Below are 13,916 nucleotides of genomic sequence, written 5' to 3' on the forward strand. Positions count from 1 at the left end.
CATCACTCGCTTAATGGAGACGTTAGGGGAGCTTTATTTTTAATAGTATCGGGAAGTAGCTCAGCTTGGTAGAGTACTTGGTTTGGGACCAAGGTGTCGCAGGTTCGAATCCTGTCTTCCCGATTATATTATTTTGGCGGTGTAGCTCAGCTGGCTAGAGCGTCCGGTTCATACCCGGGAGGTCGGGGGTTCGATCCCCTTCGCCGCTATATACTCTTGTTTGCTGGACCTTTAGCTCAGCTGGTTAGAGCTCTCGGCTCATAACCGAGCGGTCGTAGGTTCAAGTCCTACAAGGTCCATATTATTGGAGGATTACCCAAGTCCGGCTGAAGGGAACGGTCTTGAAAACCGTCAGGCGTGTAAAAGCGTGCGTGGGTTCGAATCCCACATCCTCCTTTTCTACTACCGCGGGATGGAGCAGCTAGGTAGCTCGTCGGGCTCATAACCCGAAGGTCGTAGGTTCAAATCCTGCTCCCGCAATTTCTTTAAGAATTTGGCTCGGTAGCTCAGTTGGTAGAGCAATGGATTGAAGCTCCATGTGTCGGCGGTTCGATTCCGTCTCGCGCCATTAATTTAACTTTGTCCAAGTTTATTATCTTGGGCGCGTAGCTCAGATGGTTAGAGCGCACGCCTGATAAGCGTGAGGTCGGTGGTTCGATTCCACTCGTGCCCATATTATATTGATGGAGAATTACTCAAGAGGCTGAAGAGGACGGTTTGCTAAATCGTTAGGTCGGGTAACTGGCGCAAGGGTTCGAATCCCTTATTCTCCGTAGTGAACGAGATTATCGCTTGATATTCTCGTTTTATTGTATCTTGGTGAGGGTCTATTATGAATAAATTTTCAAAATTAGTAGTAGTTGTTTCTATCTTTTTATTACTATCATTTTCTCTTTTGTTTGTGACTTTCTCTAAGGGGTTACAGGTACCATATTTAAATAATATCGTTAGTGTTGTTGTAACGCCAATTCAATCGGTTATTTCAGTACCTACTAGATTTTTTTCTGAGCAGAAAGATGTCTTGACAGATTTGATGAATGCTTACGAGGAAAATAAACAATTAAAGGAAGCTATTATGAGCCTTGAAGGGATGGCTGCTGAAAATACTAGCTTGAAAGAAGAGAATGCATCGCTTCGTAGCAGTTTAGGTGTGGTATCTGATTTTCCTGAAAAACAACTTATTCCAGGAACAGTTTTAGTGAGGACTCCTTCATCGTGGTTGGAGCATATTTCAATTAATATTGGTGAGACTAGTGGTGTGACATCTAATGCACTTGTGGTTGCTAATGGTGGATTAGTTGGCATCGTGAGTTCATTGAGTTCAGATTCGGCGGTTGTTACCTTATTTACGAATTCGGATGAATTCACGAAGTTGCCTGTGAAAATTTCTGTTGATTCTAAAGAAATTTATGGTATTTTATCGGGCTATGATGCAGATACAAATAGTTTTATCATTAATCAGTTGAACTCAGCTGATGAAATTGCAGTGGGTAGCAATGTTGTAACGAGTGATTTGGCTGGTGCGACTCCGGCAAATGTCCAAATTGGTAAAGTTTTATCGGTTAAATCAAATAGTAACAGTTTAAATAGAGAAGTATATGTTGAGCCGACAGCTAGTTTTTCAAACATTTATTCGGTTTTAGTGGTAGGTCAAACAAATGCGCAATAAAATGATAGAAATATTCATGTTTCCCATCTTGTTCTTTATTTTATTACTTGATGGACAGATTTCAACGTTGGTAACAAATTGGTCGGTCGGATTATTTACTATTTCAAGTCATTTGGTACTTATGTTAGCTATTTTTTATGCTAACTATGTATCCCTTGGTTTTTCATTATTCATATTTACTTTACTAGGTTTGGTATATGATATTAGTTATCTTAATCTGATTGGTATTGCTACTACAACTCTTCCTTTAGTTTTGTATTGCATCTATTTCTTCTTTCAAGGTGCTGTCAGCAAGCGAGGAATTAATATTTTGATTTTACTAGTAGCTATTTTTCAATTTGAATTTATTAGTTACTCATTTGCTCGCATTTTTCATATAACAAACTTGTCTGTGTTTATCTTTGTTTTTAATAAATTACTTCCAAGTCTACTATTCAATTTGGCCTTATTTTTCGTACTACAACCGTTATTTGAGCGTTTATTTGGAATAACAAACAAGACATAGAAATGTAATAATTGCGTAATATACTTACGCAATTTTTTTGATAAAATGAGAGAGTCAGAAAGTATAGAGGAGTTATGTTCGGATATGAAGAAAAAAATCTTGGCTACAATTATGTTAAGTACAGTCGTTCTATCTAATGCTAATTATGTAGCTGTGATTAGTGCGAATGATGTAGATAGTCAGATTGCAGCAAAAAATCAACAGATTAGTGAGTTGACAGTACAACAAGCTGAAGCTCAACAACAAGTTGATGCTATTCAAGGACAAGTTGATGCAATTGTTAGTGAACAGGCGAAATTAACAGAAGAAAATACTCGTTTGGAAGCAGAATCGCAGACATTGGCGGCAGATATTGAGCGTTTGTCAGCTGATATTGTGTCACGTGATGGTGCTTTAAAGGAGCAGGCGCGTAGTGCTCAAGTTGATGGCTCTGCTTCAAGCTATATTAATACAATTTTAGATTCAAAATCAATCGTTGATGCTGTTTCTCGTGTTAATGCAATGCGTGAGATTGTTTCAGCTAATAACCGTATGTTAGAACAACAAAAGGCTGATAAAGAAGCGATTGTTGAAAAACAGAAGGCAAACCAAGAAGCAATCACTACTTTGGCTGCTAATCGTCAGAAATTGGAAGATGATGCCCAAGTATTGCAAGTACGTCAAGCTGAATTAGAAGCTGCTAAGTTAAATTTGGCTGTGCAGAAAGCTACTGCTGAAGACGAGAAGAATTCATTACTGGAGAAAAAGGCAGTAGCAGAGGAAGCGGCTCGTCAAGCGGCCGCTCGTCAGGCTGAGTATCAAGCGCAACAAGCTTCTCTAGCGCAACAACAAGTGGCTTCAGTATCGGCACCTGTTGTGTCAACTCCAGTAGCAACTACAGTGACTGAAACGGTTGCAGCCCCTACTCAGACAGTATCACAATCTACACCAACGGTAAGCACACCTACAACGTCTACATCATCAGGTTCAGGTAGTTCAGCGGCAGTAAATAATGCGCGTTATGACGCTTCATCTTACCCAGTTGGTGAGTGTACTTGGGGAGTTAAATCTCAACTTTCATGGGTTGGTCCTTACTGGGGAGATGCTAAACAGTGGTTAGCATCAGCTCGTGCAGAAGGTTTTAACACTGGTTCTATTCCAAGAGAGGGTGCAATTGCTGTTTGGACAGGTGGCTATTATGGACACGTAGCTGTTGTTACGGCTGTTCAATCTTCAACAAGTATCCAAGTTGTTGAATCAAACTACATGGGTCGTCGTTATATTGGTAACCATCGTGGTGGTTATTTCAATCCAACAACGACTTCTGAGGGAGCAGTTTACTACATTTACCCTCCATATTAAGAAATTTTCAAATAGAGCGTGTGGATTTGCGCTCTATTTTTGTTTGAAAAATGAAGGAAAAAGGGTTAAAATAGTAAAGGTAGAAATATATAGGAGGCTGTCATGGCGTTTACTGACTTAAAATTGTTCGCTCTTTCGTCAAATCAGAAGTTAGCTGAACAGGTGTCGAAAAAAATAGGAATTCCTCTGGGAAAATCAAGTGTTCGTCAATTTTCAGATGGTGAGATTCAGGTAAATATTGAGGAATCCATTCGTGGAACTCATGTGTATATTCTTCAATCCACTAGCTCACCAGTTAATGATAATTTAATGGAAATTTTGATTATGGTCGATGCTCTTAAACGTGCATCTGCTGAATCAGTAAACGTAGTAATGCCTTATTATGGTTATGCACGCCAAGACCGAAAGGCTCGTGCACGGGAACCAATTACATCAAAATTGGTGGCTAATATGTTGCAGACAGCGGGGGTCAATCGTTTGTTGACAATTGATTTGCATGCTGCGCAGATTCAGGGATTCTTCGATATTCCTGTTGATCATTTGATGGGTGCTCCATTGATTGCGGATTATTTTGAGCGTCGTGGTATGGTAGGTGATGGCTATGTTGTTGTATCACCTGACCATGGTGGTGTGACACGTGCCCGTAAGTTAGCACAGTTCTTGAAGACACCGATTGCTATTATTGATAAACGCCGTAGTGTTGATAAGATGAATACATCAGAAGTGATGAACATTATTGGCGATATTAAGGATAAAACTTGTATCTTGATTGATGATATGATTGATACTGCGGGTACCATCTGTCATGCAGCGGATGCTTTGGCAGATGCAGGGGCAACAGCTGTTTATGCTTCATGTACGCACCCAGTATTGTCAGGGCCTGCTATGGATAACATTAGTAAGTCAGCAATTAAGAAATTGGTTGTTCTTGATACAATTGAAATTGCAGAAGATCGCTTAATCGATAAAATCGAACATATTTCAACGGCAGAATTATTAGCGGAAGCGATTATTCGTATTCATGAAAAACGTCCTTTGTCACCTTTGTTTGAGGCAAGTCGTGTTAAATAGGTATGAGAAGAGTCAAATGGCTCTTCTTTTTTACATTTATTTTCAAAATGTATTATAATAGTTTTATATGTTTTTGAGGTGGCAGAATGGATTTATTAAATCGTTTTAATAAGAATTTGAATCAGATTGAGGTTTCGATGATTCGTCAGTTTGATCAGTCTATTTCGGATGTTCTAGGGATTTTGAAACTAACCTTGGGAGAGCCTGATTTTACAACGCCTGATCATGTTAAAGAAGCGGCTAAGGCTGCTATCGATGCTAACCAGAGTTATTATACTGGAATGGCTGGTCTTTTGGAATTGCGTCAGGCGGCAGCTGAGTTCGTAGCAGAAAAATACAACCTGCACTACAATCCAGAAACAGAAATTCTTTCTACGATTGGTGCGACGGAGGCTCTATCAGCAAGTTTAGTTGCTATTTTGGAAGCTGGTGACACGGTACTTCTACCTGCTCCTGCCTATCCTGGCTATGAGCCGATTGTCAATATGGTGGGAGCAGATGTTGTTGAAATCGATACGACGGCAAATGATTTTGTGTTGACACCTGAGATGTTGGAAGAGGCGATTATTGAGCAAGGGGATAAGCTAAAAGCTGTCATTCTCAACTATCCTGCCAATCCAACAGGTGTGACCTACTCACGTGAGCAGATTCAGGCCTTTGCGGATGTCTTGCGTAAGTATCCTATCTTTGTCTTGTCGGATGAGGTCTATGCGGAGTTGACTTACACTGGTCAGCCTCATACTTCGATTGCGGAGTTTTTGCCAGAGCAGACTATTTTGATTCAGGGGTTGTCCAAGTCCCATGCTATGACAGGTTGGCGGATTGGCTTGATTATGAGTCAGGCTCCCATCATCGCTCAAATCATCAAGAGCCACCAATATCTCGTGACAGCGGCGTCAACTGCTATGCAGTATGGTGCGGTTGAGGCCTTGAAAAATGGTAAGGATGACGCTCTTCCGATGCGGGCGGAGTATGTTAAGCGTAGGGATTACATCATCGAGAAGATGACGGACTTGGGCTTTAAAATTATCAAGCCTGATGGGGCTTTTTACATCTTTGCCAAAATCCCTGCGGGTTACAATCAAGATTCTTTTAGCTTCTTGCAAGACTTTGCGAGAAAGAAAGCGGTGGCCTTTATTCCAGGTGCGGCCTTTGGTCAATATGGAGAAGGATATGTGCGAATTTCCTATGCAGCAAGTATGGAGAAAATTCAAACAGCCATGGCTCGTTTGAAGGAATATCTAGAAGAAAATGGAACGAATTGAAACTAGGGGATTAGTCCTTTACAATCGGAATTTTCGAGAATATGACAAGCTGGTCAAGATTTTTACAGAGAAGGCTGGCAAGCGAATGTTTTTCGTGAAACATGCCTCTAAGTCCAAGTTGGTAGCTTCTATCCAACCTTTGACCTATGCGGATTTTATCGTTAAAATCAATGATGATGGTCTGTCTTATATTGAAGATTTTCATCAGGTACAGCCATTTAAGAATATTAACGGTGATATTTTTAAACTTAGCTATGCTACCTACATCTTGGCCTTGGCAGATGCGGCCTTGCAGGACAAGGTCTATGACCCAGCCCTCTTTGCATTTTTGGTCAAGACCTTGGACTTGATGGAGTCGGGTTTGGACTATGAAGTTCTGACCAATATCTTTGAACTTCAGCTCTTGAGACGATTTGGTGTCAGTCTGAATTTTCATGAGTGTGCTTTTTGTCATCGGGTAGGTCTGCCTTTCGACTATTCCTACAAGTACAGCGGGGTCTTGTGTCCGCAGCACTATCAGGAAGATGAGCGACGGGCTTATCTGGATCCCAATGTTCCCTATCTACTTGATCAATTTCAGGCTATTTCCTTTGATGAGCTGGAAACCATTTCCATCAAGCCTGAGATGAAGCGAAAATTACGGCTTTTTATTGACCAGCTGTACGAGGAATATGTGGGGATTCACTTGAAATCCAAGAAATTTATAGATGATTTGTCTTCTTGGGGGCAGATTATGAAACCAAGAACAGAAAATGAGGAAACAGAATGAAACGTATTGCAGTAGATGCTATGGGTGGGGACCACGCCCCTCAGGCAGTGGTAGAAGGTGTCAATCAAGCCTTGGCTGCCTTTCCAGATATTGAAATTCAGCTCTATGGCGATGAGGCAAAAATCAAGCAGTATTTGACAGCGACAGAACGTGTCAGCATCGTCCATACGACTGAGAAAATCAATTCAGATGATGAGCCTGTCAAGGCGATTCGTCGGAAGAAAGAGGCTTCTATGGTCCTAGCGACCAAGGCTGTCAAGGATGGTCAGGCAGATGCGGTCTTGTCAGCTGGAAATACAGGTGCTCTTTTGGCGGCAGGCGTCTTTGTCGTCGGTCGCATCAAGAACATCGACCGTCCTGGTCTTATGTCCACTCTTCCTACTATGGACGGTAAGGGATTTGATATGATGGATTTGGGGGCAAATGCTGAAAATACAGCTCATCACCTCTATCAGTATGGTATTCTTGGTTCATTTTACGCGGAGCACGTGCGTGGTGTCAAACAACCTCGTGTGGGACTTTTGAACAACGGTACGGAAGATACCAAGGGCACGCCAGTTCACCAAGAAGCCTATAAACTCTTGGCGGAAGACAAGTCGATTAACTTTATCGGAAATGTGGAGGCGCGTGAGTTGCTCAACAGTGTGGCGGATGTGGTCGTGACGGATGGTTTCACGGGAAACGCTGTGCTGAAAACAGTTGAAGGGACTGCAAAATCCATCGTTGGTCAGTTGACGGGCTCTATCAAGAGTGGCGGTCTGCGTGCTAAATTGGGAGGCTTGCTGGTCAAACCAACCTTGAAAAAGGCCTTGGGGGCTATGGACTATAAAACTGCAGGTGGTGCTGTCTTGCTTGGTCTGAAAGCACCTGTCATCAAGGCGCACGGATCCAGCGATGCCCAGTCGATTTTCTATACGATTAAGCAGACGCGTTCGATTTTGGAGGCTGGCATTGTTGAAAAATCAGTGGAGAAATTTTCAGTAGTGGAGGAGAGTCATGACTAGAGAGCAGGTCTATCAGCGGGTTGTTGAATTAATTCAGGATGAAAAGGGAGAAGATTTTCAAGTTCAACCTGAATCTACTTTGGCAGATAATATTGCAGCAGATTCAGTAGAAATCATGGAATTTGTTCTTAATTTGGAGGATGAATTTCATGTAGATGTCCCAGATGCTGCTATTGAGCATTTTGAGGTCCTATCTGATATTGTTGATTTTATTTATGAAGAAGTAAAAAAACGTTCGTAGTTTACGGGCGTTTTTCTTTGTTTTTTCCTAAATAACCGTAAATTTATTGTGAATACGAATATTGTGTGTTAGAATAAACGAAAAGACTAGAATATTTTACGAAAGGCGAACATTCTCATGAAAACAAACCTTCTCTATTCAGGAAAAGCCAAAGACATCTACGCTACGGCTGATAGCGACCAGATTGTTGCGGTTTACAAGGACCAGGCGACAGCTTTTAATGGTGGTAAGAAAGAACAGATTTCTGGCAAGGGACGACTTAACAATCTGATTTCATCCTTGATTTTTGAAAAGTTGAATGAAGCTGGAGTCAAGACGCATTTTATCAAGCGTTTGTCGGATACGGAGCAGTTGAATAAGAAGGTGGAGATTATTCCTCTTGAGGTTGTTTTGCGAAATGTGACAGCTGGGTCTTTCTCAAAACGCTTCGGTGTGGAGGAAGGGATAGCCTTACCTACTCCTATCGTGGAATTTTACTATAAAAAAGATGAGTTGGACGATCCTTTTATCAACGATGAACACATTGCCTTTCTAGAACTGGCTAGTCAGGACCAAATCGCCTATATCAAGGAAGAAACAAGACGAATCAATGAATTCTTGAAGGACTTGTTTGCTCAGATTGGGCTGACTTTGGTGGACTTCAAGTTAGAATTTGGGGTTGACTCGTCTGGTCAGATTTTATTGGCGGATGAGTTTTCTCCTGATAATTGTCGTTTGTGGGATGCGGATGGCAACCATCTTGACAAGGATGTTTTCCGTCGGGGTCTCGGGGAGTTGACCGAGGTTTACGAGGTCGTATTGGCAAAGTTACAAGAAGTGAAATAAGGATTGGAAAAAATGGCGAAGCGGATTTTTGTTGAGAAGAAGGCGGATTTTCAGATTAAGGCGGAGGCTCTTCGCAAGGAGTTGACTCATAATTTGCAGTTGACAAGCCTGTCAAGTTTGCGGTTAGTGCAGGTTTACGATGTCTTCAATCTTGAGGAGGACTTGTTAGAGCAGGCCATCAAGCATATCTTTACCGAGCAGGTGACGGACAAGGTCTTGTCGGAAGCTGAGCTAGGCTTGGAAGGTGCTGTATATTTTGCAATTGAGGCTCTCCCTGGTCAATTTGATCAACGTGCTGCTAGTAGCCAAGAGGCTCTCCTTTTATTGGGTAGCCGTCAGGAGGTGCGTGTCAATACAGGTCAGCTTTATATCTTGAATGGCAATGTGCAGGAAGAAGAGTTAGCTGCTATTAAGAACTATTTGCTCAACCCTGTGGATTCGCGGTTCAAGGACTTGGATGTTCCTTTGGTGGCTCAGGAGTTTTCGGTGTCAGATACCGTCATTCCAAGCTTGGATTTCTTTGCTGGTTATGGGGCGGAAGAGTTTGCAACTTACAAGCGAGAAGCTGGCTTGGCTATGGAAGTGGAAGACCTGCTCTTTATTCAGGACTATTTCAAGTCAATCGGGCGAGTGCCAACTGAGACAGAACTCAAGGTCTTGGACACCTACTGGAGTGACCACTGCCGTCATACGACATTTGAAACAGAACTCAGGTCTATTGACTTTTCAGCTTCAAAATTCCAAAAGCAATTGCAGGCGACCTATGACAAGTACCTGGCTATGAGAACTGAGTTAGGTCGGACAGACAAACCGCAGACGCTTATGGATATGGCGACCATTTTTGGTCGTTATGAGCGGGCAAACGGTCGTCTGGATGATATGGAAGTGTCGGATGAAATTAATGCCTGCTCGGTGGAGATTGAAGTGGATGTGGACGGCGTGAAAGAGCCATGGCTCCTCATGTTCAAGAATGAAACCCACAATCACCCGACAGAAATCGAGCCTTTTGGTGGAGCCGCAACCTGTATCGGTGGAGCTATTCGTGATCCTTTGTCAGGACGTTCCTATGTCTATCAGGCCATGCGAATTTCAGGTGCGGGTGATATTACCCAGCCTCTGACAGCAACTCGCCCAGGAAAATTGCCACAGCAAATCATTTCTAAAACAGCAGCACATGGTTATTCTTCATACGGAAACCAAATCGGTCTTGCGACAACTTATGTGCGTGAATATTTCCACCCAGGATTTGTCGCAAAACGTATGGAACTAGGTGCCGTGGTCGGTGCTGCTCCTAAGGAAAATGTAGTCCGTGAAAAACCAATCGCAGGCGATGTGGTCATCTTACTGGGTGGCAAAACAGGTCGCGATGGTATCGGTGGGGCAACCGGCTCGTCCAAGGTACAGACAGTTGAGTCTGTCGAAACAGCTGGTGCGGAAGTCCAAAAAGGAAATGCCATTGAAGAACGCAAAATCCAACGCTTGTTCCGCAATGGTGATGTGACTCGCTTGATTAAAAAATCAAATGACTTTGGTGCAGGCGGTGTCTGCGTAGCTATTGGGGAATTGGCAGACGGTTTAGAAATCGACTTAGATAAGGTACCTCTAAAGTATGCCGGTTTGAACGGAACGGAAATTGCTATTTCTGAATCGCAAGAGAGGATGAGTGTGGTTGTTTGTCCAGAGGACGTAGATGCCTTCATCGCAGCCTGCCGTCAGGAAAATATCCATGCAGTTGTCGTAGCCAAAGTGACGGAAAAACCAAACCTAGTCATGACTTGGAATGGACAAACCATTGTTGATTTGGAGCGTTCCTTCCTTGATACCAACGGCGTCCGTGTAGTCGTCGATGCCAAGGTAGTTGACAGCTCTGTCAACTTGCCAGAAACACGTAGAACTTCCGCTGAAACGCTACAGGAGGACTTGAAAGACCTTCTATCAGACCTCAACCATGCCAGTCAAAAAGGCTTGCAGACGATTTTCGACTCATCTGTTGGTCGTTCAACCGTCAACCACCCACTCGGAGGTCGCTACCAGTTGACACCGACAGAAAGTTCAGTGCAGAAGTTGCCTGTCCAACACGGTGTGACGACGACGGCTTCTGTCATGGCTCAGGGCTATCATCCTTATTTGGCAGACTGGTCACCTTATCACGCTGCAGCCTACGCAGTCATTGAAGCAACAGCTCGCTTGGTAGCAACAGGGGCTAAGTGGTCCAAGGCTCGCTTTTCTTATCAGGAATATTTTCAGCGAATGGACAAGCAGGCAGAGCGTTTCGGTCAGCCAGTAGCAGCACTTCTGGGCTCTATCGAGGCTCAGATTCAGCTTGGCCTGCCATCTATCGGTGGCAAGGACTCCATGTCTGGTACCTTTGAGGACTTGACAGTTCCGCCAACCCTGGTTGCCTTTGGTGTGACCACGGCAGACAGCCGCAAGGTCCTCTCGCCTGAGTTCAAGGCGACTGGCGAGTACATCTATTACCTTCCAGGTCAGATTTTGTCCGAAGACATTGATTTTGCCCTGATGAAGTCTAATTTTGAGGCTTTTGAAAAATGGCAGAGCGATTATGTGATTACGGCTGCTAGTGCAGTCAAGTACGGCGGTGTCTTAGAAAGTCTAGCCCTCATGTCCTTTGGAAACCAAATCGGAGCAAGAGTCGAGCTTGCAGACCTTGAAACTAGCTTGACAGGTCAGCTTGGCGGTTTTGTCTTCACATCGCAAGAAGACATTCCAGATGCTGTGAAAATTGGACAAACCACTGCTGACTTTACACTTCTTGTCAACAGTGTCAACCTGGCTGGACTAGACTTGCAAGCAGCCTTTGAAGGTAAGTTAGAAGAAGTTTACCCAACAGAATTTGAACAGGCGACAGAGTTGCAGGATATTCCGGCAGTTACAAGTTCAGCGGTTATAAAATCCAAAGCAGCCGTTGAAGTGCCTGTAGTTTACATCCCAGTCTTCCCAGGAACTAACTCAGAATATGATTCAGCTAAGGCCTTTGAACAGGCTGGTGCTAAGGTTAATCTGGTGCCATTTGTAACCTTGGATGCAGAGAGCATTGAAAAGTCGGTTGATACTATGGTTGACAATATTAACAAGGCACATATTCTTTTCTTCGCAGGTGGGTTCTCGGCTGCAGATGAGCCAGACGGGTCTGCCAAGTTTATCGTGACCATCTTACGAAACGCCAAGGTCCGCTCTGCTATTGACAAATTCATCGAAAAAGGTGGCCTCATCATCGGTATCTGTAATGGCTTCCAGGCCCTTGTCAAATCGGGCTTGTTACCGTATGGAAACTTTGAGGAAGCGGGTGAAAGCAGTCCGACCCTCTTCTACAACGATGCCAACCAGCACGTTGCCAAAATGGTAGAGACACGGATTGCCAATGTCAACTCTCCGTGGTTGGCAGGTGTTCAAGTTGGTGATGTTCACGCTATCCCAATATCTCACGGAGAAGGAAAATTTGTGGTGACGGACGAGGAGTTCGCTATCTTGCGGGATAATGGTCAGATTTTCAGCCAGTACGTTGACTTTACAGGTCAGCCAAGCATGGATTCTAAGTACAATCCAAATGGATCTAGCCATGCCATTGAGGGCATTACCAGTCGCAACGGTCAGATTATCGGGAAAATGGGGCATTCGGAGCGGTATGAGGACGGTCTTTTCCAAAACATTCCAGGTAAGAAAGACCAAGAACTCTTTGTTTCAGCGGTTCGCTATTTTACAGGAAAATAAATATGACATACGAAGTTAAATCACTCAACGAAGAATGCGGTGTTTTCGGCATTTGGGGACATCCGCAGGCTGCTCAGGTTACTTATTTCGGACTTCATAGTTTGCAGCACCGAGGTCAAGAAGGGGCAGGGATTTTAGCCAATGATGGTGGGTGTTTGCGTCGCCATCGTGGAACAGGTCTGATTGCAGAAGTCTTCAAAAATCCAGTAGATTTAGAAGCCTTGACAGGAACGGCTGCTATTGGTCATGTCCGCTATGCAACTTCTGGCTCTGCTTCTATCAATAATATCCAGCCCTTCCTCTTTGATTTTGCAGATATGCAGGTGGGTTTGGCACACAATGGGAATTTGACCAACGCGGTCAGTTTGAAAGCTGAACTTGAAAAAAATGGTTCCATTTTCTCTTCTTCTTCTGACACTGAAATTCTCATGCACTTGATTCGCCGCAGTCACAATCCAGACTTCATGGGAAAAATCAAGGAAGCCCTCAATACTGTTAAAGGTGGCTTTGCCTACCTGATTATGCTGGAAGACAAGCTGGTAGCAGCTCTGGATCCAAATGGCTTCCGTCCTTTGTCGATTGGAAAGATGAAAAATGGTGCCTGGGTAGTTGCTAGTGAAACCTGTGCTTTTGAAGTAGTGGGGGCTGACTGGGTGCGAGATGTGGAGCCTGGTGAAATTGTCATCATTGATGATTCAGGGATTCAATATGATAGCTATACAAGAGATACGCAACTGGCTGTTTGCTCTATGGAGTATGTCTATTTTGCTCGCCCAGATTCGGTAATTCACGGGGTCAATGTCCACACGGCCAGAAAAAACATGGGTCGTCGTTTGGCCCAGGAATTTCAACATGAAGCGGATATCGTGGTTGGTGTACCAAACTCCTCCCTATCTGCGGCTATGGGATTTGCAGAAGAATCTGGTTTGCCAAATGAAATGGGGCTAATCAAAAACCAATATACCCAGCGGACCTTTATTCAACCAACTCAGGAATTGCGGGAGCAGGGTGTGCGCATGAAGTTGTCAGCTGTTTCAAGTGTTGTCAAAGGCAAGCGCGTGGTCATGATTGACGACTCTATTGTTCGCGGTACAACGAGCCGCCGCATTGTCCAGCTTCTTCGTGATGCAGGTGCAAAAGAAGTCCATGTGGCTATCGGCAGCCCAGAACTCAAGTACCCGTGTTTCTATGGTATTGATATTCAGACCCGTCGGGAGCTGATTTCAGCCAACCATACCGTTGAGGAAGTCTGTGAGATTATTGGGGCAGATAGTCTGACCTACCTTTCTCTTGAGGGGATGATTGAAGCCATCGGCATCGAAACCGATGCGCCAAAAGGCGGGCTCTGTGTAGCCTACTTTGACGGAGAATTTCCAACGCCTCTCTATGACTATGAGGAAGAATACCTTCGTAGCCTAGAAGAGAAAACGAGTTTCTACATTGAAAATGTCAAGTAAAGACAGAGGTGTCAACGTTACTTGACAGACCTGTAAA

General features: G+C 43.8%; 11 protein-coding genes and 8 tRNA genes. All 19 read left to right on the forward strand.

What is annotated here, in order from left to right; genetic code table 11:
* Positions 1-49: 49 nt before the first annotated feature.
* The 19 genes from ODU41_RS09865 (at position 50) to purF (ending at position 13,879) form a co-directional block, all read left to right on the forward strand.
* Positions 50-123 (forward strand) — tRNA-Pro (locus tag ODU41_RS09865).
* Positions 124-135: 12 nt separating this feature from the next.
* A tRNA-Met gene (locus ODU41_RS09870) sits at positions 136-209 on the forward strand.
* Between the two features lie 16 nt (positions 210-225).
* Positions 226-299 (forward strand) — tRNA-Ile (locus tag ODU41_RS09875).
* A 7-nt stretch (positions 300-306) separates the two neighbouring features.
* Positions 307-396 (forward strand) — tRNA-Ser (locus tag ODU41_RS09880).
* A 10-nt stretch (positions 397-406) separates the two neighbouring features.
* Positions 407-480: transfer RNA gene (locus ODU41_RS09885), tRNA-Met, on the forward strand.
* Positions 481-495: 15 nt separating this feature from the next.
* Positions 496-568 (forward strand) — tRNA-Phe (locus ODU41_RS09890).
* A 31-nt stretch (positions 569-599) separates the two neighbouring features.
* A tRNA-Ile gene (locus tag ODU41_RS09895) sits at positions 600-673 on the forward strand.
* Between the two features lie 12 nt (positions 674-685).
* Positions 686-773: transfer RNA gene (locus tag ODU41_RS09900), tRNA-Ser, on the forward strand.
* A 59-nt stretch (positions 774-832) separates the two neighbouring features.
* On the forward strand, positions 833-1,669 hold the full coding sequence (gene mreC, locus ODU41_RS09905) for a rod shape-determining protein MreC (RefSeq protein WP_024402138.1): 837 nt from the start codon (positions 833-835) through the stop codon (positions 1,667-1,669).
* Complete coding sequence (gene mreD, locus ODU41_RS09910) at positions 1,659-2,174, forward strand: rod shape-determining protein MreD (RefSeq protein ID WP_015646212.1); 516 nt, start codon at positions 1,659-1,661, stop codon at positions 2,172-2,174. Before mreC ends, mreD begins: the two co-directional genes overlap by 11 nt.
* Before the next feature lie 84 nt (positions 2,175-2,258).
* Positions 2,259-3,515, forward strand: a complete 1,257-nt coding sequence (pcsB, locus tag ODU41_RS09915; RefSeq protein ID WP_398578968.1) for a peptidoglycan hydrolase PcsB — start codon at positions 2,259-2,261, stop codon at positions 3,513-3,515.
* Positions 3,516-3,617: 102 nt separating this feature from the next.
* A complete protein-coding gene (locus ODU41_RS09920) occupies positions 3,618-4,586 on the forward strand; it encodes a ribose-phosphate diphosphokinase (RefSeq protein WP_002935337.1) in 969 nt (322 codons plus the stop codon).
* Positions 4,587-4,672: 86 nt separating this feature from the next.
* Positions 4,673-5,851 carry a pyridoxal phosphate-dependent aminotransferase gene (locus ODU41_RS09925; RefSeq protein ID WP_398578969.1) on the forward strand — a complete coding sequence of 393 codons (1,179 nt, stop codon included), beginning with the start codon at positions 4,673-4,675 and terminating at the stop codon, positions 5,849-5,851.
* Complete coding sequence (recO, locus tag ODU41_RS09930; RefSeq protein ID WP_024402135.1) at positions 5,838-6,620, forward strand: DNA repair protein RecO; 783 nt, start codon at positions 5,838-5,840, stop codon at positions 6,618-6,620. Before ODU41_RS09925 ends, recO begins: the two co-directional genes overlap by 14 nt.
* Entirely contained in the window at positions 6,617-7,624 is a 1,008-nt protein-coding gene (gene plsX / locus ODU41_RS09935) for a phosphate acyltransferase PlsX (protein WP_398578970.1), read from the forward strand. Before recO ends, plsX begins: the two co-directional genes overlap by 4 nt.
* Positions 7,617-7,865, forward strand: coding sequence for a phosphopantetheine-binding protein (locus tag ODU41_RS09940; protein WP_014637254.1), 249 nt, complete (start codon positions 7,617-7,619; stop codon positions 7,863-7,865). The genes plsX and ODU41_RS09940 overlap by 8 nt, the downstream gene beginning before the upstream one ends.
* Before the next feature lie 117 nt (positions 7,866-7,982).
* Complete coding sequence (purC, locus tag ODU41_RS09945) at positions 7,983-8,690, forward strand: phosphoribosylaminoimidazolesuccinocarboxamide synthase (RefSeq protein ID WP_398578971.1); 708 nt, start codon at positions 7,983-7,985, stop codon at positions 8,688-8,690.
* Between the two features lie 12 nt (positions 8,691-8,702).
* Positions 8,703-12,422 carry a phosphoribosylformylglycinamidine synthase gene (locus ODU41_RS09950; protein WP_398578972.1) on the forward strand — a complete coding sequence of 1,240 codons (3,720 nt, stop codon included), beginning with the start codon at positions 8,703-8,705 and terminating at the stop codon, positions 12,420-12,422.
* Positions 12,423-12,424: 2 nt separating this feature from the next.
* Positions 12,425-13,879, forward strand: a complete 1,455-nt coding sequence (gene purF, locus ODU41_RS09955; RefSeq protein WP_205027570.1) for an amidophosphoribosyltransferase — start codon at positions 12,425-12,427, stop codon at positions 13,877-13,879.
* Positions 13,880-13,916: the final 37 nt, after the last annotated feature.

The organism is Streptococcus sp. 2022WUSS083 (genome assembly GCF_044427155.1).
Classification (GTDB): domain Bacteria; phylum Bacillota; class Bacilli; order Lactobacillales; family Streptococcaceae; genus Streptococcus; species Streptococcus hashimotonensis.